Genomic DNA, 26,547 nt, shown 5'->3' on the forward strand with positions numbered 1-26,547 from the left:
GGAGAACGAGCGCGAGAGAACGGGATGTTATAAGCACCTTGAGTGCAGGCTCCTTGCGGCAGACGCGTTGACTTGACTGCGAAAACCCATAGATTCTAAAACTACGACAGCAATAATCACCACCCGGCCCTCCGGAAGGGCGGGATAATTTGGGAGTGATTCCCGGAGGCAAGCGAAATGGTTCTCTGTCCTGAATGCGAAACCGACCTGGACATCGAAGAAGATGACATGGAAGAAGGCGACGTAGTCTCGTGCTCGGAGTGTGGCAGCGACTTTGAGGTCGTCACCACCAATCCTCTCGAGCTGAACAAGGTCGAAGACGAAGAAGAAGACGACGAAGACGAAGATGAAGACGAGGAAGACGAAGACGGTGATTACTGATCGCCGTTCCATAGTCCGAACTCTCGCGCTCGTTCTCGCAATCGCGAACGTAGCCGTATGCGTGCGCGCCGACTCCAGGCAGCATGCCCGCGATCCCTACGCCCTGCTCTTCGGCACCGTCTATGGACCGGATCAACGACCTGAGTACGGCGTCCATATCAAAATCCGCCGTGCCGACCAGAAAAGACCAAAATGGGAATTGATGTCAGACCATCAAGGCGAATTCGCGCAGCGCGTCCCTGCAGGCAAGGCGGATTACATCATCACCGCCGACGTAAAAACTCCCAAAGGCCAACCCAAACCCGAACTCACCATCCATGTAGATAACGACGAGCGCAAGGATTTCGTGCTGCACTTGAAATAGGTGTCAGGGCATTTCACGCGCAGTAAATCTGTCATCCTCAAGATTGCGCTCCACCCACCTGTCATCCTGAAGGCCCTCTTTTGGCCGAAGGATCTCCCGCGATGTTTCATTCTTAATCGCCGCCGGTAAGGCTCCTCCAGCATGCAGAGTACAATGCTCCGCCGAATGCGAGAGCACCTCTATTCCGTGTACATCATGGCGAGCCTCTCCGGTGTGCTCTACATCGGCGTAACCAGCGACTTCAAACGCGCGTGCGCGAGCACAAAGCAGGCACATTCGAAGGCTTCTCCAAAAAATATCGGTGCCACCGGCTCGTCTATTACGAACGCTATGACTACATCCAGGCGGCTATCGGACGTGAGAAACAACTGAAGGGCATCACTCGAAAGAAGAAGATCGCATTGATCGAATCCATGAATCCGCGGTGGCAGGATTTGAGCGAGACCTGGGAACGGGAGCATCTGGTCCCGCGGCAATCGATGAAAGAGGCAGATGAAGCCAGCGCCCGCCGAATCAAACTCTCCATCGACGGTTCTAAGCCGAAGAGCCTTGTTGACGGCAATTAAGTCCGAAAGATTACGGGAGATCCTTCGACCAAAGGAGGGCCTCAGGATGACAGTTCTTGAGTGTGTAGGTTCAATTCAATGAGAGTAGTGCACGATAGCCAGAATTCAAGGCGCGAAGTGCGTCAAATCTCGCGACTCTTGCCGGCCCGATGATCCGCCAGAGATTTCTCGAAGAGTTTTTCCAACTTTCCTGACGCCGCATCCGCATCCAGCTCTTTGTCCCATTGTTCGGCGTCTCGTTCCAGGAACCACTCACGGAGCTGCCCGAGCTCTTCCGGCGAGAGCTTCTTGATCTCTTCTTCGATAAGTTGAACCTTAGTCATAGGGCGTTAGATCATGCTACTCAACAAGCGATGCAAGCTTCTTGCGGACGGCGAAGTTGCAACGGAGGTGACGCGGGCAGTCCACAGACATCGTTGCAGTGAAACTCAACCTCATAGCTCAAGTTGTTAGACGAAGTCCCGCCAATCGGCGGGACGCATGGAAGTAGCCCGCCATGCAGCGAAGCGGAATGGCGGGTGAAATGACAGAACGGGATCGAGTCCGGCTTTCAGCCGGACGATTGAGAATCTCGGTTCCGAGGCGGGAATGAGATTAACCCAAAAGTCTCATTCGTCCGGCTAGAAGCCGGACTCGGACTTGTAACCATCGTTACCCACCATTCTGCTTCGCTGCATGGTGGGCTATTTTCATTCGTCCCCCACAAAACGCGGGACTCGGAATGTGGAGACATACCAGTCCACGTATGTCTACACTAACAACAAAAATGCTCTAGTCTGACTACCCGGTAAGAAAGGTGCGGAGGTCGATGACGAAAACTGCTAAAAAGCGAAGGACTCGAGATCCTTTTTCTAAATCGAGCTTCCAAAAGAGTCCCGAAAAAGCATGGCAGATTCAGACTGCCAAAGCGCAATTTAGCGAGATATTTCACTTGGCGCGAACTGCTGGACCGCAACGTATCACGCTGCGGGGAAAAGAGGGTGTAGTGATGATTTCGGACGAGCAGTATGAGCAGCTCGTGGGCCGTTCTCATCAACGAAAGAATCTAGTCGAGTTTTTTCGGGAATCACCGCTGGTTGGCATTGAACTGAAGCTCGAACGCCCCAAAGGCGGAGTGCGCGATATCGACCTATGAGCGCTTCTTGCTCGATCCAAATTGTATTTGTGAAATTGTATTGATCCAGTTGTTCGGCGCAATCGGCGAGATTCGAAAGGCGCAGATGAAATTTGCAGTGATCTTCTTCTTTCTTTGCATTATCCCCTGTTTCGCTCAGAAGGTTGCGATCACATTCGATGACCTGCCTCTGAACGGCGATCTGCCGCCGGGAGTCACCCGAGTTCAAATTGCGCGCGATACGATCGCAATTCTGAAGGCTCGGCGCCTTCCTCCGGCGTATGGATTCATCAATGGCAAGAAGCTGGAAGGCAATGAGGATGCTTCAAACGCTTTGAAGATGTGGGCTGCCTCCGAGCCGTTTGGAAATCACACCTATCGACATCTGGATCTAAACGCGAATCCCGTTGAAAGCTTCGAGCAGGAAATTGCCGAGAACGAACCGGTTCTGGAACTGCTCGGAAGACCTGGCGCGAACTGGCGTTGGCTCCGCTATCCATTCCTGCGGGAAGGAGACACTGTCGAGAAGCGGCGCGCCGTTCGCGCTTATCTTCACGCGCATGGATACCGAGTGGCGCAGGTGACGCTCGACTGGGAAGACTATCTCTGGAACAGCGCCTACGCACACTGTGTCGCTAAGAACGACGCACAATCGATGGCGTGGTTGCATTCGAGCTACTTGCAAGTTGAATCCTCATACCTCGATCTTGATCGTCAACTGGCGCAATTGGTGTATGGGCACGATATCAATCACGTTCTGCTGCTTCACCTCGGCGCTTTCAGCAGCACGATATTGCCGGATGCACTCGACATGCTGGAGAAGAAAGGATTCAAGCCCGTCACGTTAGAAGAAGCAGAGAGTGACCCGGCGGACGAGAGTGATCCGGACGTGGGATCAAAGTATGGTGGAACACTGCTGGAGTTGTGGATGCAGGCGAAGCAGATCAAATTTCCACCGGCAATGGAAAAGCCGTATAAACGTCTGCAAGAGATTTGTAGGTAAACCTAACCAGATCTTACGCTGTGAGCAGCGAAAGCAGGCTTTCAAGCTCAAACGGAGTAGTCGATGTTCACCTCGCGTCCGATTGGATTCGTGCGCAGCCAGTACACGGCGACCAACGAAGTTCCCAAAGGCCTGGGCGCGAAGCACGAGGTAGACGGCGTACTCAGTATTCTGCCGGAATTCGGTACGGGACTGACCGATGTCGAAGGTTTCTCTCACTTGTACGTTCTGTGGGAGTTTGACCGGAGTAGCGGGTTTGAGCTGCTCGGCAGTCCGCCTTCCGACAATCGTCCGCACGGAGTATTTGCCACGCGATCACCGCGGCGTCCGAATCCGATTGCGCTGACTGTGGTCGAGCTGCGGCGGCGAGATGGTCTTGAGCTGCACGTGCGCGGGGTCGACATGCTCGACGGAACGCCGATTCTCGACATCAAGCCATACCTCTCCAGCATTCCTGCTGAGAAGCTGCGGCGTGGATGGCTCGCTGAGGCCGAAGCGCGGCAGAAGTGAGCCCCAGCTCGGGTTCAATCCAACCCGCGGGCAGAGACAATCTTCTATGCTGATGTGAAGAACTCGACTATTTCCAGTCTGCCCGCCCGCAATTCGAATGGCGAAGTCACGGTTGTGATCGAGACGCCAAAAGGTCATCGCAATAAGTTCAAGTACGACGAAGAGAAGAACGTCTTCACACTCAGTGGCGTTCTGCCCGTCGGCAGCAGCTTTCCGTACGACTTTGGCTTCATTCCATCGACGAAAGCTCCCGATGGCGATCCAATCGACGTTCTGCTGCTGATGGATGAGCCCGCATTTCCTGGCTGTCTGATCGACGCGCGGCTCGTCGGCGTGATCGAGGCCGAGCAGACGGAAGATGGCAAGACCACACGTAACGATCGGCTGATTGCGGTCGCCGCACATTCTAATGACTATTCAGACTTGCGGTCGTTGCGCGACGTGAATCCGCATTTGATCGAAGAAATTCAGCACTTTTTCGTCAGCTACAACCAGGTTCGCGGAAAGCAGTTCAATCCGCTTGGCGTACATGGCCCAAAACGGGCTATGAAGCTGCTGGAACAATGCATGAAAGATGCTGGCGACCACAGGAAGAAACGCGCAGCCTGAACCGCATTTATGATGAGCAGCGATGACTCGCGTGCTCGTCGCCAGTTCCAATCCCGGCAAGCTGGCTGACTTCGCTGCCGCCGCCCGGGTATTCGAAATAGACGTTGCGCCGCTGCCCGGCATCAAGCAAATCCAACCTCCCGAAGAGACTGGAACTACGTTCGAGGAGAATGCCCGTCTCAAAGCCGAGTACTACAGCCGGCATGCGCCCGGTGAAATTCTGATCGCGGACGATTCCGGGTTAGTAGTTGACGCACTCGGAGGCGAACCGGGCGTGCGCTCTGCCCGATACGCCGAAGATGCAGGAATCTCCACCCACGATCCCGATGCTGCCAACAATGCTTTACTGCTGAGAAACGCCGAACGAATTTCCGATCCGCAGCGTCAATGCGCGTTCGTGTGCGCCATCGCAGCGGCCCAGAATGGAACTACTCTTCGTACCTTCACAGCACGCGCCAACGGTATGCTGCTGCGTGAGGCTCGAGGCAGGAACGGCTTTGGCTATGATCCGCTGTTTTTCTTTCCGCAGCTCAGCAAGTCGTTCGCGGAGCTCTCGCGAGAGGAAAAGCTAATGGTGAGTCATCGCGGAGCGGCTTTTCGTATGTTTCTCGAGTGGATGAACGCGCGCAAGCACGCCCATGTTTAGAACGAGAATCGGCAAAGACATCGTCGTGGAGTTTCTTCCGCCTGCGCGTCGATCGCGAAAAGAAAAGGTCATCGTCTTGTGCGACGGCATGCCGTCGATTCCACGCAAGCAGGGCCTGGCGAACTTTCTCGCTGACAAGGGCTTTTGGGTGTTCTATCCGCGCTATCGCGGAGCTTGGGAGAGCGGAGGACAGTTTCTGGCGCTCTCTCCCCATGAAGACATTCTGGATGTTATCGACGCTCTCAAGAAACCAATCTGCGAAGTCACGTTCGGCAAGCGATTTCGCGTGAATGCAGGCGAGATATTCGTGATCGGCGGCAGCTTTGGCGGAGCGGCTGCGATTCTATGCTCGCTTGATCCGAGAGTGAAAAAAGTCGTCGCGAATTGTCCGGTCGTGGATTGGTCGATTCTTTCCCATTCGGAACGCGCGGAGACTTCCAATCCCAGTTACGTTGCGTACATTCAAGAAGCATTCGGCACCGCTTACAGACTCACCCAACGAAATTGGAACAAATTGCGATCGGGAACCTTTTACAATCCCGCCCATCACATTGAAGAGATTACGTCCACAAAAATACTGATCTTCCATGCCAAAGATGATCCATACGTCCCATACATTTCAGTGAAACGTTTTGCCGACAATACCAGCGTGGCCCTAAAATCCTTCGCGCGAGGAGGACACATTGGAACTGAATACATCGTGCGGCGGCGCTGGCGACAGATCGAACGCTTCTTCAACAAGGAGGATTGAAACAACTGCGAGCCTCTGCTCTCCGGCCGATCCTTTTAGAACCTGTTTCTGGACCGCCTTACTTCTTTTGCTGCCGCTCTTGTGCTTCGGTCAGCAGTCAACTCCGCCCAGCAACCTCCCTGCTCCGCAGGAAGGCGATTACATCGCCCACGACTTCCATTTTCGTTCCGGCGAAACTCTACAAGAACTGAGACTGCATTACACGACCTTCGGCAAACCGCACCGCAACGCCAATGGTCTCGTCGACAATGCGGTGCTGATCCTGCATGGTACCGGAGGAAGTGGACACCAGTTCCTGGCGCCGCAATTCGCAGGCGTGCTGTTCGGGCCAGGACAACTGCTCGACGTGAATCGCTACTTCATCGTCCTTCCCGACAACGTCGGCCACGGAAAATCGAGCAAGCCGAGCGACGGTATGCACGCGCATTTTCCCCAATACGATTACGACGACATGATTGCCGCACAGCACGAGATGCTGGAAAAAGGCCTTGGCGTGAACCATCTGCGTCTCGTAATGGGAACATCGATGGGCTGCATGCATTCGTGGGTGTGGGGAGAGACATATCCGGACTTTATGGATGCACTCATGCCGCTTGCGTGCCAACCAGTGCAGATCGCCGGCCGCAATCGCATCTGGCGCAAGATGGTGATCGACGGCATCCGCAACGATCCGGATTGGAAGAATGGCGACTACACGACCGAACCTCGCGCGGCTCTGGAGATCGCAACCGACTTCCTGCTGATCGCCGGCAGCGCACCGCTGCCAATGCAGATCCAGTACCCCACGCGCGATGCCGCGGACCAGTACTTGGAAAACTATCGCAAGCGCGTCACACACACGCTCGATGCAAACGACCTCCTCTACGCGGTGAACTCTTCGCGCAACTACGATCCATCGCCCAATCTTGAGAAGATCACGGTCCCAGTGATGTACATTAACTCCGCCGACGATTTCATCAATCCTCCCGAATTAGGAATCGCACAGCGCGAGATCAAGCGCGTCAAGCGCGGGCACTTTGTCCTTATTCCCGCCTCGGCTCAGACTCACGGACATGGGACTCATACCTGGGCGATCTTCTGGCAGCAGTACCTGAAGCAATTATTGGAGGAATCGGCGCCACCCGCCGGAGCTCCTTAACGAGTGGCGAAAGAGAAGTTCGAAGCTGATACATTTATTTGCGCTTTCCATTCATCTCTTGAGGCGATTCCATGAAGCGGATCGGCTTTGTGCTGCGCTCGTCTGTCCTGTTATGGCTTGTTCCTGCCCTCTATTCTCAAACCATTGTGCGTTGCAGCAAGCTGCTGGACGTACGCCAAGGGAAATACATCGACAACGCCGTGGTCACGATCGAGAACGACCGCATTGCGGATGTCGGGACAGCAGGGCGAACGGACGTTGCCGGCAGAGCGCGCGTCCTTGACGTTCATGGTGCCTGCCTGCCCGGGCTCATCGATGTCCACGTGCACCTCACCTCCGATCCTGAGGAGGGAGGCTTTGGCTATTCCGAGCTGGGCATTTCCATTCCGCGCCAGGCAATCTTCGGCGCAAAGAATGCGCGCAGAACCCTGATGTCTGGATTCACGAGCGTGCGCAACGTAGGAGCGGATGGATTCACCGATGTCGCGTTGCGTGACGGCATTAACGCAGGCGACGTGCCCGGACCGCGAATGCAAGTGTCTGGCCCGGCGCTGACCATCACCGGCGGACACGGCGATGACAATCTGCTGCCCTGGGAGTTTCATCATTACGGAGACGGCGTGGCCAACGGTCCGTGGGCAGCCCGGGAAAAAGTTCGCGAAAACGTGAAGTATGGAGCTGACGTAATCAAGGTACTTGCCTCCGGCGGGGTTCTCTCCAAAGGCGATCTGCCGGGTGCGCCGCAGTTTACGCTCGAAGAACTGCGAGCCATCACTGAAGAAGCTCACAAGCTCGGAAGAAAAGTAGCGGCTCACGCGCACGGAACACAGTCGATCAAAGATTCCATTCTCGCCGGCATCGACAGCATCGAACACTGCAGCCTCATTGACGATGAAGGCATCGCTCTTGCCAAGCAGCACCACACTTACCTCGACTTCGACATCTACAACGACGACTACATCCTTTCCGAAGGCGCAAAGCACGGCATGCTGCCGGAATCAATCGCGAAGGAACGCCAGGTCGGACGAACGCAACGCGAGAACTTTCGAAAGGCCTTTCAGGCGGGAGCGCTGATGGGATTTGCAACGGACGCAGGGGTCTATCCCCACGGAGACAACTGGAAGCAGTTTCCCAAAATGGTCGAATGGGGAATGAAACCGATCGATGCAATTCGTGCCGCGACTGTTAATGGAGCGGACATAATGGGCTGGTCCGATCGAGTGGGCTCAATCGAGAAAGGCTTCTACGCCGACATCATCGGGATCGATGGCGACCCGATTGCCGACATCAGTGCTATGGGACGCGTGAAGATGGTGATCAAAGGCGGCGAGGTCGTTCGCAATGACTTCGGTTCGCGACAATAAGCCCAAGAAGAGCGAACACGAAGGTCGCGAAGACAAAACAGGAGGTCACGGACAAATCACTCTTTGTGACCTCTTATATCGCCTTCGTGACCTTCGTGTTCGCCTCTCCCGGGGGTGGCCCCTTGACAGCCTATACATAGACAGCCTATACATCGTCCATGGCGAATAAGCCCGATCTTCTCCCCGGCACGCTCGACATGCTCATTCTCAAAACTCTCACCCGTGCACCGCTGCACGGCTATGGCATTGCGCAGGCGATTAAACAGCTTTCCGATGAGGTGCTCACGGTTGAGGAGGGCTCTCTTTACCCCGCGCTGCAGCGACTGCTGCTGCAAGGCTGGGTGAAAGCCGAATGGAAGATGACGGAAACGAACCGTCGCGCTCGCTATTACACGCTCACAAGCTCTGGGCGGAAGCAGTTGGGAGTTGAGCTCTCTGAATTTCAGCAGATGATCGCCGCGATCACTCGCGTGTTGCAGAACGCATAGGAGCCGTTGTGACCGCCCTTTTTCGTCTTTTCCGCAAGCTCCGGTTCTTCATCTCGCGCGAGCGGTTTGAGCGCGAACTAACCGAAGAAATGGCTTTCCATTGCGAACAACAGGAAGAGCAGCTTCGATCGGCGGGAGTAGGTCCCGACTCAGCGCGTTACGCCGCGACTCTTCAATTCGGGAATTCAGTGCGTCTCAGAGAACGCAGTCATGAAGTAATTGAGTTTCAATTTGAGACTGCGCTGCAGGATCTCAAGTATTCGCTACGGCAGTTACGGAAAAACCCGGCGTTCGCAATCACGGCCATTCTGGTGTTGTCTCTCGGCATCGGGGCGACAGTCTCAATCTTCGCGTTTGTCGATGCCGTCCTCATTCGCCCCCTGCCGTATCACGATCCAAACCGTCTGGCCGATGTGACCGAAAGCATCGCCATGATTCCTCGCGCGGATCTTTCCTATCTCGATTATCTGGATTGGAAGCGTCTGAACAGCGTCTTCAGCTCTTTGGACGTCTATGACGGAACCGGCTACTTACTGCGAACTGACACCGGAGCGGAGCCCGTCCTTGGCACCAGAGTGAGCGATGGTTTCTTCCGCACCATCGGCGTCACTCCCATTTTGGGACGCGATTTCTATGCCGGAGAAGACCTCCCCGCAGCGCCTCACACCGTGATTCTGAGCTATGGAACCTGGCAAAGCCGTTTTGGCGGCAAAAAAGACGTGGTCGGTCAAACGGTTTCTCTCAGCGGTGTCGATTATGTGATTGTTGGAGTTCTGCCTCGCGATTTCCAGTTTCCACCTCGCGGTGGCACTGCATTCTGGACCACGCTGCACGCTGCGGATTCGTGCAGCACGCGTCGTAGCTGCCATAACATGAACGGCATCGGACGGCTGAAAGACGGCGTTTCCTTCCAAACGGCGCTTGCAGAAATGAAGGTGATTGCCGCTCAGTTGGAGAAGCAGTATCCAGATTCCAATCGCGGCCAAGGTGCGACAGTTCTTCCCTTCTCGGAAGTTGTGGTGGGAAAGGTGCGTCCTATCCTGCTGGCGTTGCTGTCAGCCGCGGGGCTGCTTCTGCTCATTGCTTGCGTTAATATCGCCAGCTTACTGCTCGTCCGCTCCGAGAGCCGCCAGCGCGAAATTGCTGTGCGCGGCGCGCTCGGAGCATCGCGTTCTCGGCTGATGAGGCAGTTTATCGTCGAAGCTTCCGTGTTGGTCTGCATGGGAAGTCTCACAGGACTATTGTTCGCCTATGCCGCCACGCAAGGGCTGGTGAAGTTGATTCCACCACAAGTTGCGATGAACATGCCGCAACTGAAAGCGCTTGGGTTGCACTCGCACGCGATCGTCTTTGTGGCGGCGGTGGCCGCGTTGTGCGTGCTGTTGTTCTCCGTCACTCCACTTGTGCGCCTCCCTCTGTCGGAAATCAGGAACGGGCTTAACGAAGCAGGCCGCGCGTCCGCCGGACTGGCGTGGCGGCGTCTGGGATCGAATTTGGTTGTTGTCGAGTTGGCACTCGCGATGGTGTTACTGACCGGCGCAGGCCTTCTGGGCAAGAGCCTATATCGCTTGCTGCACGTTGATCTGGGATTCGAGCCCGATCATCTCGCGACCGTAACCGTGGCTGGTGATGATGTGAAGTACTCAAAAGACGAGCAGTCGATTGCGCTCGGCCGCGAGATTCTTCGCCGCGTGTCCGCTCTTCCCGGCGTGGAGTCTGCTGCGCTGGCGACACGACCTCCGGTGAGCTTCAATGGAAACACTACGTGGATTCGGATTCTAGGACACCCCTATAACGGCGAGCACAACGAAGTGAATTTGCGACACGTAAGCGGCGACTTCTTCACCACGCTTAGGGCGAAATTGCTCGCCGGGCGCTACTTCGACGATTCTGAAGATGAGTCCAAACCAAATGTCGTCATTATCAACCACGCGTTAGCAGAGAAATACTTCCCCGGAGAGGACCCAATCGGGAAAAAGATTGGGGACACTTCGCTTTCACCGAAATCCTTACAGGAAGTGATTGGCGTTGTTGACGACGTCCGTGATGGACCGCTCGATGCGGAAATATGGCCGGCGGTTTATGTTCCTTTCAATCAAGCCCCTGACGATTACTTCACCGTCCTTGCCCGCACCGCTGGAGATGAACACAGTCTGCTGCCCGAGATGAGCGCGGCCATTCGTCGCGTCGATCCCGGTCTCGGCATTCTCGATCAGATCTCAATGATGGACCGGATCAATTCGTCGGAGTCTGCATATCTGCATCGTTCGTCGACCTGGGTGATTGCGGGCTTTGCCGGCTTGGCACTGCTATTGGGTGTCGTAGGGCTCTATGGCGTAATCGCCTATTCGGTGAGCCGCAGAACGCGCGAGATCGGCATCCGCATGGCCTTGGGTGCGGAACGCGTGGCTGTATACCGCATGGTTTTACAGGAAGCAGGTGGGCTTACATTTTGGGGAATCGCTGCCGGATTGGCCTTTTCCGCCTTTGCAGCCTCTCTAATGCGCAAGCTACTGTTCGGAGTCAGCTCGTGGGACTTGACCACGCTTTTGTCTGTCGCGCTGGTACTTGGGGTAGCTGCCATGCTGGCCAGCTTTCTTCCGGCCCACCGCGCAGCATCGGTAAATCCGACAGAAGCATTGCGAACAGAATGACGCGGTCGGTGTGATCAGAGGGAGAGGAGTTCTATGGACGCGGTTCTTCGGCTCGGTAGAAAGATCTGGAGCTTTTTTCATCGCGAACAATTCCAGCACGATCTTGCCGAGGAGGTAGATTTTCACCGCGAACAGCTCGAGGCGCAGCTTCGCACGAATGGCATGTCGGCGCAGGCTGCACAGGCAAGAGCTGCCCGCCAATTCGGCAACGAACTGCGCGTCAGAGAAAACAGTATCGAGCGCGTAGAATTCCGTTTCGAAACTACCGTTCAGGACATTCGATACGGAATTCGTCAACTGCGGAAGAATCCGGGCTTTGCTGCCACGGCCATCCTCATTCTTGGCCTCGGGATCGGCGCTACTACGGCGATTTTCAGCGCAGTAAATCCGATTCTCTTCAAATCACTGCCATATCCCCACCCCGACCGCATCATGTCCGTCTTCGAAACGAAGGACGGCGGATCGCGTTTGCCGAGCTTTGCCACCTTTCGGGGAATAGCGGAGCGAAGCCAATCGTTCGAAGCCATGGCGGTGACGAAGGTCTGGCGACCCGCAATGGTAGGAGTTGGTGAACCAGAGTTCTTCTGGGGACAGCGCGTCAGCGTCGGCTACTTTCGCTCGCTGGGTGTCGTTCCGGCATTGGGCCGCGATTTTCAGCCGCAGGATGATCAGTTCCATGGGCCGAATGTCCTGACCATCAGCGATCGTCTGTGGCGTCGCCGTTTTTCGGCGGATCCACACATTATCGGACGCGCGATCACACTGGAGACAAGCCGGGGGTTTGACGCCACCAGCAGCTACACGGTCATTGGCGTAATGCCTCCAGGATTCGAGAATGTCCTCTCTCCCAATGCGGAAGTCTGGGCGCCGTTGCAGTACAACGCTTCACTTCCCCTGGGCGGTCCGGAATGGGGACATCACCTGACTATGATTGCTCGGCTGAAGCCCGGAGTCGGCGAGCAACAAGCTACGAGTGAACTCGATGCGTTACTGCCTCCATTCGGCAATGCACATGCCAAAGGCTTTGACACAGCAGGGGGAATCCCTGCTGGCGTGATTCTGACTTCTCTGCACGACAACCTAACTGCCGGCGTGAAACCGGCATTGCTCGCGATTCTCGGGGCGGTAGTACTCGTGCTGCTGATTGCCTGTGTAAATGTGACTAATCTTCTTCTCGCTCGCGCTGCTCAGCGCCGTGGAGAGTTTGCGATGCGGGCGGCGCTGGGCGCTGCGCAAAAGCGACTCATCCGTCAGTTGATCACGGAGAGCCTTTTGCTGGCGGTATTCGGTGGATTATTGGGAATCGCTATTGCCGAAATGGGAGTTCGAGCTTTAGTGGCTTTGAGTCCACCGGGATTGCCGAGGGTTGATGCCATTCGCGTCGATACTGCCGTACTGATCTTTGCGTTCATTGTCACCACCTGCATAGGAGTAATCGTTGGACTGTTTCCGGCAATTCAATCGGCGCGCAGCGATCCACAAGCAAGCCTGAAGCAGAGTGCACGTCAAACGGCAGCCGGCCATCAACTCGTGCGCCGTTCGCTGGTCGTCTCGGAAGTCGCGTTGGCGCTTGTTCTCCTCTGCAGCGCGGGATTGCTTTTGCGAAGTCTGCAGCGCTTGTTCTCAGTGGATCCGGGATTTGACGCGTCGCACTTGCTGACGATGGAAGTACAGGAATCGGGCAGTCGCTATGTCAAGGACAACGATCGTGCTCGCCTGTTCGACGAGGCGCGAGAAGCCGTGCGCCACATTCCCGGAGTGGAATCGGCGGCATTCGTCAACCAGTTACCCTTGAGCGGTGATTACGAAGTGTACGGAATCGAGTATGAAGCTTTCCCTCGCCAGGATGATGCTGCCTTCCGGTACGCAATGAGCCCCGATTATTTCCAGACTATGCGAATTCCACTTCGTCGCGGCCGTTTTCTGAATGAGCGAGATCGCACGACTGCTCCCGTTCCCGTGCTGATAAGCGAGTCGCTGGCCAAACGCCGATTCCACGGTCTGGATCCGATCGGGCAACGCGTGCGCATGGGTCCCGATATGGGACGCGCAGACGCGCCATGGGCGGAAATCGTCGGAGTCGTGGGCGACGTGAAGCAGTTGTCGCTGGCAGTGGGAGAAGCAGATGCGTTCTATACGACGCATTGGGCGTGGGTGGACAACGTACAAAGCCTCGTCGTGCGCGCAAAAGGCGACCCAACGGCGCTGGTGCCTGCGGTCCGAAACGCAATCTGGTCCATCGACAAAGATGTGCCGCTTCCTCGCATCGCCACGATGGAGAGTCTGGTTTCGGCTACCGAAGCGCAACGTCGCTTTGCTCTCATCCTTTTTGAAGTATTTGCATTGGTAGCGTTGCTTCTCGCTGCGACTGGAATTTACGGAGTTCTGTCGGGAACCGTCAACGAACGCACGCGAGAGATCGGCGTGCGCGCTGCGCTTGGTGCGACGCGCGGCGATATTCTCAACCTGATCGTCCGACAGGGAATGATGCTTACCATCGCAGGCGTCGCGACCGGTTTTCTCGGAGCCGTCGCTGCGAGCTATGCGCTGGTCACCCTGCTGTGGGGAATCTCTCATCTCGATCCGATCACTTACGGCGCCGTAATCGCGGTGCTGTTAACGATTTCAGCCATAGCTTGCTGCATTCCAGCGTGGAGGGCAGCCCAGGTGGATCCGGCGATCACGCTAAGAGCTGAGTGAACCAACGTGGAGCCGGCCACCCTCGGCCGGGGGTTGTTGCTTCAGCTTCGAAGATAACCTGCTGGGAGCACTTATCAGGACGAAAAACCCAACTTGGCCTTGCTACCAAAACCCGGCCGAGGGCGGCCGGCTCCACGTTGGTCCAGTGCTGCACCTGCGCAGAGTCGCGGAACTAATGCTGTGTCAGCAGCGCATAATCATGGCCGACTGTTGCAGAATCGATCCGGTCCGGCATCGCAAATGTGTTGTCGAGACCAACACCGGGATATTTCGGAGTGATGTACCTCTTCACAAACATCTCCAGCGCGAGATGCGGCACGCCGACTCCGTCGATCGAAACAGTCTGAATCGTGACGTGGCCTTGCCCATTTTGGGCCGAAGCCGTCGCGGTGACTTCGACATCATGAACTCCGCTGAAGACGGATAGCAGTGGATTGAGGTTGTGCTTGCCTTGCTTTACTTCATCGAAATCTACCGTGGCATTCGCAACGATCGTGTCTGGCTGGCTGTGAAAGACAACTTTCTGCACGCCCTGCGGCAGCTTGTATCCACCCTCGCGAAACCAGGCATTCGCTTCGTCGGCGTTGAGCTGTGTTGAGCGACGCTGCACCGGGCTGGCTTTTGCATTGCGCTCAAGATAGTCGAGCTTCTTCTGAAAGCTTTCTGCCGAGGGTGAGAAATGCTTCGCTCCGGATGAAGTCTTCTGCGACGAAGCTGGAACCGCGAAAATAACCAAAATGCCAGCAAACGTAGCGGCACCGAATAGTGATTGCGCCGATCTCGAATGGACACGAAACAAAAAACTACCTCATCGAGACTGATCGAGCTTTGCTTGTTCCCGCGCAGCACCCGGCTTCGGGCTGCTTTCGCTCGCAAGCACTCCTGCGCCTTGGCTCTTGACGAGCCTCAGGTTCAACGCGCGGTTTAGCGCAATTTCGCCGTTAACTTCACGCACACCTGATGGCGATAGCATTTTGGTACTTTCGAAGGTCACTCGTTGTTTTCCCAGCGCGAACTGTCCCGACCACAAGCCGAAGCTGAGCACAGAAGGAGCCTCTTGATCTGCCGCGGAGGCTGGAATACTTCCGTTGTGCCACAAAAAATTACCAGAGCCGGCAAGCGACGAAGTCAGTGCATCGGCGTTACTGCCGGACATGGAGAGGCGGTAATTCACATCCACATACCCGGAGGCGTGATCTTCAGAAGGCGCATGTTCGAGTTGATCGGCATGGACGTGCCGCAACGATCCCTGCGCCTTAATTGCGGGGGCTTTACCGGAGAAATCAAACGCCCATTCACCCGACGATTTTCCGCCGAACACATCCGCGGTCCATCGCTTCACCAGCACCGTGCCGCTCGCGACTTCCAGTTGTGCGCTTGCGTTACCTGCATGGATCTTTGCAAGGCTCAGGTGCTGTACAGAAATTGTGCCTGAGGAAGGCATATCGAGCAGCCATTTGGCTTCGAACTGCCTACCGGAACTGAAAAACGGCAGATTCATTCCCGAACTGGGAACCGACAGTACCTCTCTCACAGCCGCTTCACGCAACTGATCGGCCTGCAAGGTGAAATCCAAGTTGCACGCCAGATAACGTTCACATTTATGCGAGCCCGAGATCGAAGCGACAAGCTCCAGTTTTGCGTGAGGAAAGCTGGCCTGAAGCCCCTGGGCAGCGAAGCTGTCGCCGTCGAAGGTGAAGGTGCCTCCTCTTACGTGCAGCGGCTCGGAAAATCCGCGCAGCGCTACAGTTGCGGTGTGAATCTGCGCTTGCGCGCTGACGGTTGGAGCAGCGAAATGCCGCCACTCTCCCGAGTAGCGCGCGTCAATTTCTCCAGAACCTCTGAGATCCGCCGACGGTGGATGCAAACCGACACACCGCGCAATCTGAGTCAAGCGCTGCCAATTCACGTTTCCGTGCAACTCGATGCTGTACTCACTGGGATCGATGGCGGCTGATAGAGTTGCGTCACCACCCAAATCGAGTGCGACCGGTTCCAGCACCGCGCGCGAGTATGGAATTGTCACCTCGGCGTGGCGCACTGTCAGGTTTGTGTTCTGCGCAGGCTCGAAATTGACTACAACTTTTCGTGGGAACAGGAGAGCGTGCTCAAGAACATGAGAACGCACTACAGCATTGGTCGCCGTGAATGTGCCGTTCCATATTGTGGGAGAACCTGCAGAGCCTTCGATCGTCCAGCTCCCGTCGAGAGTGCCGTCGGCATTCAAATCGCTTGGCAGCGTGCTCTTGGCGTGCAGCGCCATTCGCACCAGAGACGCGAGAGGAACTTCGCTGGCCACGAGCCGCGCAGAATATTCCGAAGCCGTGCCGAGCGGATGAAGCTCGCCTTGGGCATTGAGCACTCCGGAGCCTAGCGGAGCCTTGCAATCGAAATCGAGTTGATCTTTTGCGCTAGTCTCCACAATGTTCGCCCGGAAGCGCTGCTCACAGTTGATATGCAGATTGAAAGGAGTCGAGCGCGCGATGTCATAGCGGCGAAATTCCTCAATATCGGCATTGAGACGAGTCGCGAAGTCAGCCGGCGTGCCCTTGAGCTCGGCATTCAGATCGACCGCACCGCGCCAGCCCGGATCGTGTCCATGAACAATCTGCGCGATTGCGTTCACTTCGGGCTGCTCCCATGTGAACTGAAAATGGAATGGCGTCTTGGCAAATTCTGAGGCTCGATCAAACGAGCCGGAAATCTTGATTGTGCCCGTGTCGGTGACGCTCTCATCCGTTCGCAGCGGGATAGCTTTCAGCCGTACGTTCCACCGGTTTTCAGCAGCAAGCCACAAGGCAAACTGCGCGTCAGAAAGCGCAAACGGTTTTTTCTCCGGACCGAATTTAAAGTTGATTCGGCTTTCGGTGATTTCAATGTAGGGGAATCGCGGTCTCCACTCGGGCTTTTTCCTGGCTGTGGGAGCTGTCGGCACTTGAGCGGCTCGGTTTACCAGACGCTCCATGTTCCAGTGGCCACTCGCATCGCGGACCAGATTCAGGCTTGCCTGCGTGAGCGACACGCTGGCGATCTCCAGTCTTCCGCGCCAGAGCGAGGAGATGCGCAGTGTCGCTACGCCATTCTCGTCCCCAGTCTGCAAAATAGGCTCGGCGCTGAATTCGTCGTCGCTGATTCTCAGCTGGCGAAACGTAAATCCAGGAAGCGGGAGCAGACGAAGCCGAACATCCTGCACGCTGACCTGCCGCCCGAGTGATCGCGAGAGCGATTCGGACAGCTTCGCGCGAAAGCGATTGAGATTGATGCTTGGAGGGACAAGAAATCCCAGCGCAATCACAATCGCAATCGCGAGATAAATGCGGGTTCGCTTGCTCCGCAGCGACATTTAGTGCACCAGGTGGAACATGCGCTTCCAGCGGGTCTGATCGAAGAAGTGGAGAGCCACGTGTCCCAGGAACGCGATCCGATCTCCCATATCGGTCTTTTGCCATTGATCGGCTGGAGTTTCAAACGACCAATATACGAACAGGGGGCGTCCGATGATGTTCTCGCGCGGGACAAAGCCCCAGTAGCGACTGTCGTAGCTGACGTCGCGGTTGTCGCCCATACCGAAATAGCTGTCGGGAGGCACGACGATGTCATCTCCGTCGCGCATCACACCGGCCATCACCGGCCATCCGGAAGCGACACGAATGCCCGATTCGGAAGCCGGAACCGCCGGGAAATTATCGCGATATGGATCGTAATTGCCTTGAGTATGAATTACGTATGGCTCTTTCAGTGCCACTCCATTGCGATACACCACACCATCGCGAAGATGGATCTTGTCTCCTGGAATCCCAATCACGCGCTTCACCACATAGAGGCCGGGAGTCTCGGGCGAGAGAAAGACGATAATGTCCCCGTGCTGAATCGGCCGATAGTGCTCGAAAGCTGCCCAATGCGTGGGTGGGGCGATGGTGATGCGATCGACGAAAACGTGGTCGCCGATCAGCAGAGTGTTCTCCATTGAGCTGGAGGGAATCTCGAAAGCCTGGATGTTGAATGTAATGATGAAGAGCCCAGTGACGAGCACCACCGCCATGGAAGAGAGGAACTCCATCGGAGTTTCTTTTTTCTTTTCCTGACGGGCAGACTCAACTGCCGTCTTCTTTTCTTTCGATACAAGTACGTCAGTTTTCACGGTTGGATATTCCAGACCAGGCAGAAATCAGCGGACCAGGTGAAATGTCCGGTCCCAACGAGCGTCCTCTGGCAGGTGGACGAGCGTGTACAGCAGACGTTCTAGTCTACCATCCGAGGCAGCGGTCTCCTCGCGCTGGACCGACCAGTAGATAAGGAACGGCCGCCCAGTGATATTCTCGCGCGGCACGAATCCCCAATAACGGCTGTCGAGGCTGTCGTCGCGATTGTCGCCGAGCACGAAGAAATTGCCCGGCGGTACAACGATCTCGCCATTGTGCAGCACGTTGTGCATCTCTACCCACCAGCTCGAATTCACCTCGGGACTGATGTAATTGCCAGAGGGAAAATTGTCGCGATACGAATCAAACTGCAGGCCTCTGTGGATGGCGAAAGCCGAATCGTCCAAAGCTTTGTCATTGACGAAGACCTTTCCACGAAAGAGATGCACGCGATCTCCGGGAACTCCGACGACGCGCTTCACAAAATGCTGCTGCGGATGCACTGGATAGCGGAAAACGATGATGTCGCCGCGATGAATGGGCGAGTACGGCATCAGCCAATTCCACATCCCGCTCTCGCTGTAATGAACCTTATCGACGAGCAGGTAATCCCCGACAAGCAGCGTATTTTCCATCGAGTCCGAGGGAATCTGGAAAGCCTGGGCGAGGAATGTGATCACAAAAACCGCCAGAACGACCGTCGAGCAGAGCCACTGGATGCCGCCCATCCACTCGCCCACTTCTTTTCTGCCTCGTGCTTTGGGCGCACCTGCAGCGGCAGCGGCGGGAGTCGGCGAGCAATTCGCCTCAGTTGTAACGAATTCTGAGCCGTTCGATGCCGCCGCCGGAGCATAGTTCACCTCATGCTCGGCTGGCTCGCTAACGGCGGCATCAGTCACCGGCTCGACCGGAAAATCGGTGTGCTCATTCATGCAGATTCTGCCGGAACTGGTTGCTGCGAGCGCAAATAGTCCAACGCCACCCGAGCGGCCTGCTGCTCGGCCTTCTTCTTGGTTGAGTCCTCTCCCGACGCCACGTAGATCGCCTCTTCGGCTCCCTGCTCCTGGATACGCACCTGCATCGTGAACAGTTTCCGATGCTCTGGGCCGCTCTCGTTCAGCACCGAATAGACCGGCTGCGCCAATCCCTTGGCCTGGACCCACTCCTGCAATGCCGACTTAAAGTCGGTGAAGTGGTCGTCCACATTAGGACTAGACTCCAAGCGCTTCAATTCCGGCTCTAAAATCGTGTTGATAATCACCTTTTTTGCCGGTTCCATGCCGCCATCGAGGTAGACGGCGGCAATCAGAGCCTCTAAGGCGTCGGCCAGCAGGGCTGGTTTGGATCGTCCACCGCTGTGCTCCTCGCCTCGTCCCAGCAGCAGGTAGCGCCCGAGATGCAAAGCGCGCGCGACCTTCACCAAATGTCTGGCGCTCACGAGATGAGCCCGCATCTTCGATAGACGGCCCTCGCGGAAGTCTGGAAAGCGCTGAAATAGCAGCTCGCTGGTGACTAATCCCAGAACTGCATCGCCCAAAAACTCAAACTGTTCGTTGTCGGCGGATGGTGGACGCTCCGTTTCCGGCGGATCACCGCCTTCAACCACGGCTTTCATCTCCATTTCATGCGCGAGCGAGCTGTGAGTGAGCGCCTGCCGGAGCAGATCCGGATTGCCGAACTTGTAGTCGAGCGCCGATTCGAGATGGGAGAAGTCTTCGGGTTTCATCGGCGCAGACAGGCAAAAGCCTCTTCTATTTAGGAGATGAAGTTCCCTGAGGCTGGGTTGGGGCAGGTTCGGTGGTTCCACTACCCTGCAATTTCGACAATCGATCGACTTCCTGCTTCGCCAGCATCGCCACCGGAGAGTTTGCCGGAGAGCTCCCGACGGCCTTATTCGCGGAAGTCAACGCGTCGGCATATTGCTTCAGGTGGTCCTGCGCGAGTGCCAAGCGAAGGTAGGTGAGAGGCTCCACCTGCCCTGGAGTGCTTAAGCTGATCGACTGCTGAAACTCCTGCACCGCTGCGGCATCATTTTTACGGTTTAAATCAACCATTCCGAGCGCCGAATGCGCCATCGAAAGCAACACCTTTTCCGCTGACTCGATTTGTTGAGCGGTGGCATTCGCCGGCACCATCAGATCGGTTTTGGACGTCTCCAGCGCTCTCTGTGCATACTTCACCGCTTCGTCGTAGCGCTCTTCGCGATCTAAGTCGCCCTCACGAGTACGTTCGGCAAGCACGGTGGCGGCCATTACGAGCGCGACGGGATCGTTGGGTTCGTATGTGAGGACCCTGCGCGCCATCTCCAGCGTCTTGTCCGAGTCGTTTGCCTGCTGATAGCGGCGCATTATGTTCGAGTAAAGCAGCCCGCGCAGATCGCTCTGGTTGTATTTCGTGGCGAAATCGTCAGCAGCTTTCTCCGCGGCCGCTGTATCGGGATTACTCGCCGCGGCGTTATATGCCGCAAACTCGTCGGCGGTCTTGGCCGAAGGGGGCGCCTTGTGTGGCGGAAGGGCTGGAGCTTGAGGCGTAGCGGGTGCGGCAGGAGCCTGGGGCGGATTCTGCACCGGCACGGAAGTTACCTCGGGCGCCGAAGTTGACGGCGTCTGCGTCGTTTGCGGCGTAGTTCCGGTCTGGCACACAGCACTGCCGCTAAGCGCAATCGCGCATAGCAGGGAAACCAAGCCGCGTTTACGGATCAAAGAAAAGGATGATTTCGTCATCAGCTAAAGAATATTACTTGTTCTTTGGAGGCTCGTACGGCTTTTGCAGTCCGCGTTCGGCAGCAGCCAGGGTGTCGGGTGCCTTGTCTCCGGTATTTAGGGCTGCGTTGTAGTGCCTCAGCGCATCCTCACGATCTTCCCGGATGTCAAAAATGCGTGCCAGGTAAATATGCGACCACGCCAGCATGCGCGGATCGCTGGCAAGCTGCAACGTCTTCTGGAAGTTGTCGATCGCATCCTGCATGCGCCCCTGCATCGACGAAGCGCGCGCCAGGATGAACGCCGCGCGGCCTTGATCGCCTGAGCCGCTGCTGAGCGTGTTCTCGGCGATCTCCTGCGCCGACTTCGCGTCGCCGGCGGCGAGACTTTCCTCCGCTGCATCAAGTGTGTCGCCTTGCGGACGAATCGTGGCACGAATCAAATCAGGAGCGCCTTGCTGGGCGAACTTGACCTCGCGCGCACGCTTCTCTTCCCTGCCTACGGTCAAGCTCAGATTGGTGAGCATGGGTCCAAAAGCCTGCTCGAATCCGACTTCGCCTTTCTCGAAATCTCCGAACTGCTCGTAGAAGTAATGAGTGAGGACGAATCCCTCCTGCATGGCTTCCTCGACTTCATGCGTCCGGACCGCATCAATTCTTTTCTCGCGTTCCTTCTTGTCCTCATTTGGTACGCGAATCATCGGTTCGGTGCGAATCTCGACTGCACGAATTACGGATTCGGTGACAAGCAGAGCGATGTCCGTCTTAAATTTCTCGTCGAGCGGAGCATTCTGTACTGTCTGCAAGATCGGCTTTAACGGCTGCATCCGATTGAACCGTTTCAGCACCAGCGGATCGAGCACATAATGAAGATATGTGTGCCGCACTGGCTGCAGCTTCAGAGCGCCCTGGTCGGGCGCCATCAGCATCATGTAGTTCACACCATAATTACGCGAGTTGATCTCTCCGGGCGCGACCAGCGGCTCTATGAATAAAGAGAAGGCACGCGCACCCGGCAAACTGATCGGCAGCCGCAGATAACTGTCAGTGCTCAGAATCATCTGCGCCACTTCATCATGGAATCGATCGACATACGCCTGATACTGCGGCTGATATTTCTTCCACAGTTGGTGCAGGTGGGCAGCATCGTAGAACTTCTGCAGCACCGGCAGGTATCCGAGGACGTTTTGCGAATCCGGCGGCAGGTCCGACTCGCGAATCGTGGTTTTGAATTGCGGAGGCTCGCTGGTGTAGAAGGCCAGCGAAACGTACTGCGAAATGTTGTGCGAAGGCTCGGGCGCCGGATGATCGTGAACAAAGGCGCAAAGCTGCTTGCGCTGGAACTGCGCGTCCTCGGAAGCGGCAACGGCGCGAATGACATCCGCGCGAATCTGATCGCGGACCGGATCGGAACTCGCAAGCTCCTGGTCATATCCACAAGAGTTCAACCCGGCAAAGAACGAGAAGAAGGTCTCGCTCACGTCCAGAGTGATTTTGGTCGCAGCGGGCTCAGCGACGCGGTTCGGCACGGGAGCCGTTGACGTCTGCTGCGCGAATAGAACCGATGATGAAGAAATCAGCAGGAGCGCCAGAACGAAGAACGATCGGCGGAGATAATGCAGACCCAGAAACAGCCTCCTAAACGGTTGGACGGGAATGCTCGATTTTACCGCAGCTCGGGGCTTCATTTGGGTACCCCCTCCCCCCTCCCCTTTTTCGCAAAATACGTCAATTGCAAGGGTTAGCTCTCATTCCGGCCATTTTCGCCAATTTTCAATACAACATCTTGGGATTCCGAAACTCGAAATACCAAGATCTTGGTATCAGGTCAGTGAAAATGCTGGAAATTTGCACTTTTCGCAAGCTCATACCGTGCATTACTCCTGCACACCTCACCCCCTTGGCTTCGGCGCCAGTAGAACGCGCCGAGAGTGCTTCAACCAGCAAACATTTTTCTCTCTTTGTTCGCCTGAGCATAATTCCATAATGGAACGACTTGGGGCGATGAGTCAAGCAGAAAAGCTGTGAAATTTACGGCTGGGACTTATCAGGTGAACAAGCGGGAAGGGCGAACGGCGGTATTTTTTCCGTCGCTCGTACTGTTCAATCGCCGCGGTGCATCGGGACATTTATGGGCGCAATGTCGCTGGAAGTGCGCACATCTTCTCATCCGTAGAAGCCGGAACACTAGAGTATTCCACTTCCACTTGCTAACCGAGAGGAGTAGCCTACGTCTAATCTCGGTAACCGAGGAGAAGCATTCTTGAGCAAACCTTCCGATCTGGTTCAGGGCACGCTTGATCTGCTGCTACTGAAGATCCTGGCACTCGAACCGCTACATGGCTGGGCAATCAGCCAGCGACTCACGCAAATTTCCGGCGATGTACTTCAGGTAAGTGATGGATCGCTTTATCCGGCACTGCACAAGCTGGAGCAGGAAGGCTGGATCAAGTCGGAATGGAAGCCAAGCGAGAATAACCGTCGCGCCAAGTTCTATTCCCTAACTCGGCTCGGCCGCCATCAGCTCGAGAAAGAGACTGCCAACTGGAACCGGCTCTCATCGGCGATATCGCACGTCATCCAGCTTCGGGAGGCCTGAAATGGGACTGGAACACTGGCTGTACAAGCTACCGCTGCGGCTGCGGTCACTGTTGCGCCGCTCCAGAGTTGAGCAGGAGCTGCGCGAGGAGTTTGAGTATCACCTTGAGCGCAAGATCGAGTACCTCAAGGCGCAAGGCATGCCTGCAACCGAGGCGCGCAACCAGGCATTGCGAGCGATGAGGGGCATGGAGCAGCAGAAGGAAAAATGCCGCGAGGCGCGCGGCGTGAACTGGATCGAAGACCTCATCACGGATATGCGCTACGCCTTGCGCACGTTCCGGAAGCATCCATCACTTGCGCTGGTCATCACCATCTCACTTGCGCTCGGCATCGGCGCAAATACAGCAATCTTCAGTCTGATCAATGCCGTGAGTCTGAAGATGCTGCCGGTACAGGAACCCGCACGGCTCATGCTTTTGAGCTGGTCTGCGAAGGACTGGCCTGGGATGTTCCTCAACAACCTCGAAGGGAATGGTGGAAAAGACGTCGGCGATGTCGTGTCTAGCAACTCATTTGCTTCGGATGACTACGCCCAGTTCAAGAAACAGAACGACGTCTTCGAGCAAACCTTTTCTTTCGCCGCAAACGACCATAACGTAAACGTCGCCGTGAGCGGCAACTCCGAATCGGCGCACCTGCAGGCGGTGTCGGGAAATTTTTTTACTGGTCTTGGAGTCACTCCCTTTGGGGGACGAATGTTGCTGCCCAGCGACGACTCCAACTCTCCCTCGCCCGTCGCGGTCGTCTCCTATGATTTTTGGCGCAAGCACTTCAGCGACGATAACAGCGTTGATGGCAAGACGATTACGATGAATGGCCAGGCGTTAACGATTCTGGGTGTAGCTCCTCCAGAATTCTTCGGCATTCTTCCGGGCAATCCGGTTGATATTTACATTCCGTTGAGTCTCTATCGAGACGAGTGGACACGCATCTACGACGACAATCTCGATTCGCCCAAGACTTGGTGGCTGCAGGTGATCGGGCGATTGAAACCAGGAATCAGTGAACAGGCTGCGCGCTCAGAATTACAGGTAATCTTCGATCGGACGCTCAGAGCGCGAGCGCAGACAACAGCGAGCACGGCAATTCCCAAAATAGGACTTACTCCGGCTGGCCGCGGATTAAATGATCTGCGGCGCCGATTCTCCACCTCGCTGCTCCTGCTCATGGGCATGGTCGGCCTGGTCTTGCTGGTTGCCTGCGCGAATGTCGCCGGCTTGCTCATGGCTCGGGCTTCGGCGCGTCAAAAGGAAATCGCGGTACGCCTGAGTCTCGGCGCCTCGCGCGGACGGATCGTCCGTCAGCTTCTGGCCGAAAGCGTCCTGCTGGCCCTTGCTGGTGGAATCGCCGGATTGGTGGTTTCTGCCTGGGCGAGTTCCGCTTTGGTACGCCTGCTCGGCTCCGGACGAAATCCGCTCAACCTCTCTGCTGGAATCGACTGGCATGTCCTGGCCTTTACTGCGGCCGTTTCCATCCTCTGCGGAATTGTCTTCGGACTGATGCCTGCGCTAGCGGCCACGCGTGTAAGTGTCGCTCCGACACTCAAGGAAACGGGGAGGCAGTCTTCATCAGCTGGAAGTAAGCTCCCAATTGGGAAAACTCTCGTCAGCGGACAGGTAGCACTTTCCCTATTGCTGCTCGTCGGCTCCGGACTGCTGCTGCGCACGCTGAATCGGCTGCAGCATGTGAGCCTTGGTTTCGATCAGAATGCGCTGCTCACCTTCGAGGTTCGCCCTGGACTCAACGGATACAAAGACCATCGCCTGATCGACTATTACCAGGAATTGCAACTCCGTCTGCAATCCCTTGCCGGCGTGCGCTCCGTTACGCTTACTCAACATGGACCAATCGACTCCGGATACAGCAACGACACACCGGAAATTCCCGGCTACACAGCTCCCGGACAGCCGGTGGACGTATATCAGCACATGGTTGGTCCAGATTACTTTGCGACTCTCAATGTGCCCATCCTCCTCGGCAGAGCGATCGGCGAGCAAGACATGCCCACCGCTCCGAAGGCACTTGTCGTGAATGAAACGCTTGTGCGCAAATATTTTCACGGCGACAATCCCCTTGGTAAACACCTAGTTTATGGGCGCGCCGGGAAGCTCGTTCCGTTTGAAATAGTCGGCGTCGCCGGCGACGTGAAGTATGGCAACCTTCGCAAGGATCCGCCGCCAACCGCCTACTGGTCGTATCAGCAGGCCAGGCTGATCTCCCCGCAGATGGTCTTCCTGGTCCGCACTGAGGGAAACCCACAGTCCATTGAGAACTCAGTGCGGCAAGTGTGTCTCGACCTTGATAGAGGCGTCCCGGTCGTGCGCATGAAGACAGAAGAAGATGTGGTCGAAGGTTCCCTGCTGCTGGAGCGAACCTTCGCGCTCCTAAGCGGCGCGTTTGCCGGGCTGGCTCTCTTACTGGCATGCGTAGGACTCTACGGCACGATCGGCTATTCAGTAACGCAAAGAACCGCAGAGATCGGCGTGCGCATGGCACTGGGCGCGGAGCGGGGACGCATCCTGCTCATGGTCCTGGCGGAGGTCTCGCTTCTCGTGATTGCGGGAATCGCATTCGGCCTTCCGCTGGCTTGGATGGCGGCCAGGCTGCTGAGCCATCAGCTCTACGAACTTTCACCGCACGATCCTCTGACCATAGGCGGAGCAGTTGCCGCAATCATCGCGATTACATTGCTCGCCGGTTATGCCCCAGCAAGACGCGCGGCAAAAGTCGATCCGATGGTGGCGCTGAGATATGAGTAGAAAAAGACCCGCTTGAGGTCGGCCGCCTCATTCATAGTGCTGTTCGACTAGCGGCT

At 56.2% G+C, this 26,547-nt stretch carries 24 protein-coding genes; 16 read left to right on the plus strand and 8 right to left on the minus strand.

Going from position 1 to position 26,547, the window contains the following annotated elements; translation table 11 throughout:
• Nucleotides 1-177: 177 nt before the first annotated feature.
• The 3 genes from VFU50_02565 (at nucleotide 178) to VFU50_02575 (ending at nucleotide 1,311) form a co-directional block, all read left to right on the plus strand.
• Nucleotides 178-381, plus strand: a complete 204-nt coding sequence (locus VFU50_02565) for a hypothetical protein (GenBank protein ID HEU5231715.1) — start codon at nucleotides 178-180, stop codon at nucleotides 379-381.
• Complete coding sequence (locus VFU50_02570) at nucleotides 347-745, plus strand: hypothetical protein (GenBank protein HEU5231716.1); 399 nt, start codon at nucleotides 347-349, stop codon at nucleotides 743-745. The genes VFU50_02565 and VFU50_02570 overlap by 35 nt, the downstream gene beginning before the upstream one ends.
• Nucleotides 746-996: 251 nt before the next feature.
• On the plus strand, nucleotides 997-1,311 hold the full coding sequence (locus tag VFU50_02575; protein HEU5231717.1) for a GIY-YIG nuclease family protein: 315 nt from the start codon (nucleotides 997-999) through the stop codon (nucleotides 1,309-1,311).
• Nucleotides 1,312-1,433: 122 nt separating this feature from the next.
• On the opposite strand, the gene VFU50_02580 is transcribed toward VFU50_02575, so the two are convergent.
• Nucleotides 1,434-1,634: a hypothetical protein gene (locus VFU50_02580; protein HEU5231718.1), complete on the minus strand. Its 201-nt coding sequence runs from the start codon at nucleotides 1,632-1,634 to the stop codon at nucleotides 1,434-1,436.
• Between the two features lie 485 nt (nucleotides 1,635-2,119).
• On the opposite strand from VFU50_02580, the gene VFU50_02585 reads away from it, so the two are divergent.
• From VFU50_02585 to VFU50_02635, 11 genes are all read left to right on the plus strand, one after another.
• Nucleotides 2,120-2,446: a type II toxin-antitoxin system prevent-host-death family antitoxin gene (locus VFU50_02585; GenBank protein HEU5231719.1), complete on the plus strand. Its 327-nt coding sequence runs from the start codon at nucleotides 2,120-2,122 to the stop codon at nucleotides 2,444-2,446.
• 40 nt (nucleotides 2,447-2,486) lie between these two features.
• Entirely contained in the window at nucleotides 2,487-3,428 is a 942-nt protein-coding gene (locus VFU50_02590; GenBank protein HEU5231720.1) for a polysaccharide deacetylase family protein, read from the plus strand.
• A 63-nt stretch (nucleotides 3,429-3,491) separates the two neighbouring features.
• Nucleotides 3,492-3,938 (plus strand): tRNA (N6-threonylcarbamoyladenosine(37)-N6)-methyltransferase TrmO, encoded by a 447-nt coding sequence (gene tsaA, locus VFU50_02595; protein ID HEU5231721.1) that lies wholly within the window; start codon nucleotides 3,492-3,494, stop codon nucleotides 3,936-3,938.
• Between the two features lie 54 nt (nucleotides 3,939-3,992).
• Nucleotides 3,993-4,547 (plus strand): inorganic diphosphatase, encoded by a 555-nt coding sequence (locus VFU50_02600; protein ID HEU5231722.1) that lies wholly within the window; start codon nucleotides 3,993-3,995, stop codon nucleotides 4,545-4,547.
• A gap of 22 nt (nucleotides 4,548-4,569) precedes the next feature.
• Nucleotides 4,570-5,193: an RdgB/HAM1 family non-canonical purine NTP pyrophosphatase gene (rdgB, locus tag VFU50_02605; protein HEU5231723.1), complete on the plus strand. Its 624-nt coding sequence runs from the start codon at nucleotides 4,570-4,572 to the stop codon at nucleotides 5,191-5,193.
• On the plus strand, nucleotides 5,186-5,944 hold the full coding sequence (locus VFU50_02610; protein ID HEU5231724.1) for an alpha/beta fold hydrolase: 759 nt from the start codon (nucleotides 5,186-5,188) through the stop codon (nucleotides 5,942-5,944). The genes rdgB and VFU50_02610 overlap by 8 nt, the downstream gene beginning before the upstream one ends.
• A gap of 67 nt (nucleotides 5,945-6,011) precedes the next feature.
• Entirely contained in the window at nucleotides 6,012-7,082 is a 1,071-nt protein-coding gene (locus VFU50_02615) for an alpha/beta fold hydrolase (GenBank protein ID HEU5231725.1), read from the plus strand.
• A gap of 71 nt (nucleotides 7,083-7,153) precedes the next feature.
• On the plus strand, nucleotides 7,154-8,446 hold the full coding sequence (locus VFU50_02620; GenBank protein HEU5231726.1) for an amidohydrolase family protein: 1,293 nt from the start codon (nucleotides 7,154-7,156) through the stop codon (nucleotides 8,444-8,446).
• Nucleotides 8,447-8,604: 158 nt separating this feature from the next.
• Nucleotides 8,605-8,934: a PadR family transcriptional regulator gene (locus tag VFU50_02625; GenBank protein HEU5231727.1), complete on the plus strand. Its 330-nt coding sequence runs from the start codon at nucleotides 8,605-8,607 to the stop codon at nucleotides 8,932-8,934.
• Between the two features lie 8 nt (nucleotides 8,935-8,942).
• Nucleotides 8,943-11,588, plus strand: a complete 2,646-nt coding sequence (locus VFU50_02630; protein ID HEU5231728.1) for an ABC transporter permease — start codon at nucleotides 8,943-8,945, stop codon at nucleotides 11,586-11,588.
• A gap of 33 nt (nucleotides 11,589-11,621) precedes the next feature.
• The gene (locus tag VFU50_02635) at nucleotides 11,622-14,288 is read left to right on the plus strand and encodes an ABC transporter permease (protein HEU5231729.1); all 2,667 of its coding nucleotides are present in this window, start codon (nucleotides 11,622-11,624) and stop codon (nucleotides 14,286-14,288) included.
• Between the two features lie 172 nt (nucleotides 14,289-14,460).
• Here VFU50_02635 and VFU50_02640 read toward each other — a convergent pair whose 3' ends face one another.
• The 7 genes from VFU50_02640 to VFU50_02670 form a co-directional block, all read right to left on the minus strand.
• On the minus strand, nucleotides 14,461-15,024 hold the full coding sequence (locus VFU50_02640) for a hypothetical protein (protein ID HEU5231730.1): 564 nt from the start codon (nucleotides 15,022-15,024) through the stop codon (nucleotides 14,461-14,463).
• A gap of 72 nt (nucleotides 15,025-15,096) precedes the next feature.
• Complete coding sequence (locus VFU50_02645) at nucleotides 15,097-17,631, minus strand: AsmA family protein (protein ID HEU5231731.1); 2,535 nt, start codon at nucleotides 17,629-17,631, stop codon at nucleotides 15,097-15,099.
• Nucleotides 17,632-18,429, minus strand: coding sequence for a signal peptidase I (lepB, locus tag VFU50_02650; GenBank protein HEU5231732.1), 798 nt, complete (start codon nucleotides 18,427-18,429; stop codon nucleotides 17,632-17,634).
• A 27-nt stretch (nucleotides 18,430-18,456) separates the two neighbouring features.
• A complete protein-coding gene (gene lepB / locus VFU50_02655; GenBank protein ID HEU5231733.1) occupies nucleotides 18,457-19,362 on the minus strand; it encodes a signal peptidase I in 906 nt (301 codons plus the stop codon).
• Nucleotides 19,359-20,156 (minus strand): ribonuclease III, encoded by a 798-nt coding sequence (gene rnc / locus VFU50_02660; GenBank protein ID HEU5231734.1) that lies wholly within the window; start codon nucleotides 20,154-20,156, stop codon nucleotides 19,359-19,361. The genes lepB (VFU50_02655) and rnc overlap by 4 nt, the downstream gene beginning before the upstream one ends.
• A gap of 25 nt (nucleotides 20,157-20,181) precedes the next feature.
• On the minus strand, nucleotides 20,182-21,153 hold the full coding sequence (locus VFU50_02665) for a hypothetical protein (GenBank protein HEU5231735.1): 972 nt from the start codon (nucleotides 21,151-21,153) through the stop codon (nucleotides 20,182-20,184).
• 13 nt (nucleotides 21,154-21,166) lie between these two features.
• Nucleotides 21,167-22,819 (minus strand): tetratricopeptide repeat protein, encoded by a 1,653-nt coding sequence (locus VFU50_02670; GenBank protein ID HEU5231736.1) that lies wholly within the window; start codon nucleotides 22,817-22,819, stop codon nucleotides 21,167-21,169.
• A gap of 575 nt (nucleotides 22,820-23,394) precedes the next feature.
• Between VFU50_02670 and VFU50_02675 the strand changes: the two genes are divergently transcribed.
• Both VFU50_02675 and VFU50_02680 read left to right on the plus strand, forming a co-directional pair.
• Nucleotides 23,395-23,730 carry a PadR family transcriptional regulator gene (locus tag VFU50_02675; GenBank protein HEU5231737.1) on the plus strand — a complete coding sequence of 112 codons (336 nt, stop codon included), beginning with the start codon at nucleotides 23,395-23,397 and terminating at the stop codon, nucleotides 23,728-23,730.
• Nucleotide 23,731: 1 nt separating this feature from the next.
• The gene (locus VFU50_02680; GenBank protein HEU5231738.1) at nucleotides 23,732-26,491 is read left to right on the plus strand and encodes an ABC transporter permease; all 2,760 of its coding nucleotides are present in this window, start codon (nucleotides 23,732-23,734) and stop codon (nucleotides 26,489-26,491) included.
• Nucleotides 26,492-26,547 lie beyond the last annotated feature (56 nt).

The organism is Terriglobales bacterium (genome assembly GCA_035764005.1).
Classification (GTDB): Bacteria; Acidobacteriota; Terriglobia; order Terriglobales; family Acidobacteriaceae; genus Gp1-AA112.

What these genes read in the sequence shown, in the direction of transcription:
- VFU50_02565 (HEU5231715.1), top strand. Translation starts at nt 178, where the DNA reads ATGGTTCTCTGTCCTGAATGCGAAACCGACCTGGACATCGAAGAAGAT.
- tsaA (HEU5231721.1), top strand. Translation starts at nt 3,492, where the DNA reads ATGTTCACCTCGCGTCCGATTGGATTCGTGCGCAGCCAGTACACGGCG.
- VFU50_02665 (HEU5231735.1), bottom strand. Translation starts at nt 21,153, where the DNA reads ATGACGAAATCATCCTTTTCTTTGATCCGTAAACGCGGCTTGGTTTCC.
- VFU50_02645 (HEU5231731.1), bottom strand. Translation starts at nt 17,631, where the DNA reads ATGTCGCTGCGGAGCAAGCGAACCCGCATTTATCTCGCGATTGCGATT.
- VFU50_02620 (HEU5231726.1), top strand. Translation starts at nt 7,154, where the DNA reads ATGAAGCGGATCGGCTTTGTGCTGCGCTCGTCTGTCCTGTTATGGCTT.
- rdgB (HEU5231723.1), top strand. Translation starts at nt 4,570, where the DNA reads ATGACTCGCGTGCTCGTCGCCAGTTCCAATCCCGGCAAGCTGGCTGAC.
- VFU50_02570 (HEU5231716.1), top strand. Translation starts at nt 347, where the DNA reads ATGAAGACGAGGAAGACGAAGACGGTGATTACTGATCGCCGTTCCATA.
- lepB (HEU5231733.1), bottom strand. Translation starts at nt 19,362, where the DNA reads ATGAATGAGCACACCGATTTTCCGGTCGAGCCGGTGACTGATGCCGCC.
- VFU50_02670 (HEU5231736.1), bottom strand. Translation starts at nt 22,819, where the DNA reads ATGAAGCCCCGAGCTGCGGTAAAATCGAGCATTCCCGTCCAACCGTTT.
- rnc (HEU5231734.1), bottom strand. Translation starts at nt 20,156, where the DNA reads ATGAAACCCGAAGACTTCTCCCATCTCGAATCGGCGCTCGACTACAAG.
- VFU50_02635 (HEU5231729.1), top strand. Translation starts at nt 11,622, where the DNA reads ATGGACGCGGTTCTTCGGCTCGGTAGAAAGATCTGGAGCTTTTTTCAT.
- VFU50_02585 (HEU5231719.1), top strand. Translation starts at nt 2,120, where the DNA reads ATGACGAAAACTGCTAAAAAGCGAAGGACTCGAGATCCTTTTTCTAAA.
- VFU50_02580 (HEU5231718.1), bottom strand. Translation starts at nt 1,634, where the DNA reads ATGACTAAGGTTCAACTTATCGAAGAAGAGATCAAGAAGCTCTCGCCG.
- VFU50_02680 (HEU5231738.1), top strand. Translation starts at nt 23,732, where the DNA reads ATGGGACTGGAACACTGGCTGTACAAGCTACCGCTGCGGCTGCGGTCA.
- VFU50_02610 (HEU5231724.1), top strand. Translation starts at nt 5,186, where the DNA reads ATGTTTAGAACGAGAATCGGCAAAGACATCGTCGTGGAGTTTCTTCCG.
- VFU50_02625 (HEU5231727.1), top strand. Translation starts at nt 8,605, where the DNA reads ATGGCGAATAAGCCCGATCTTCTCCCCGGCACGCTCGACATGCTCATT.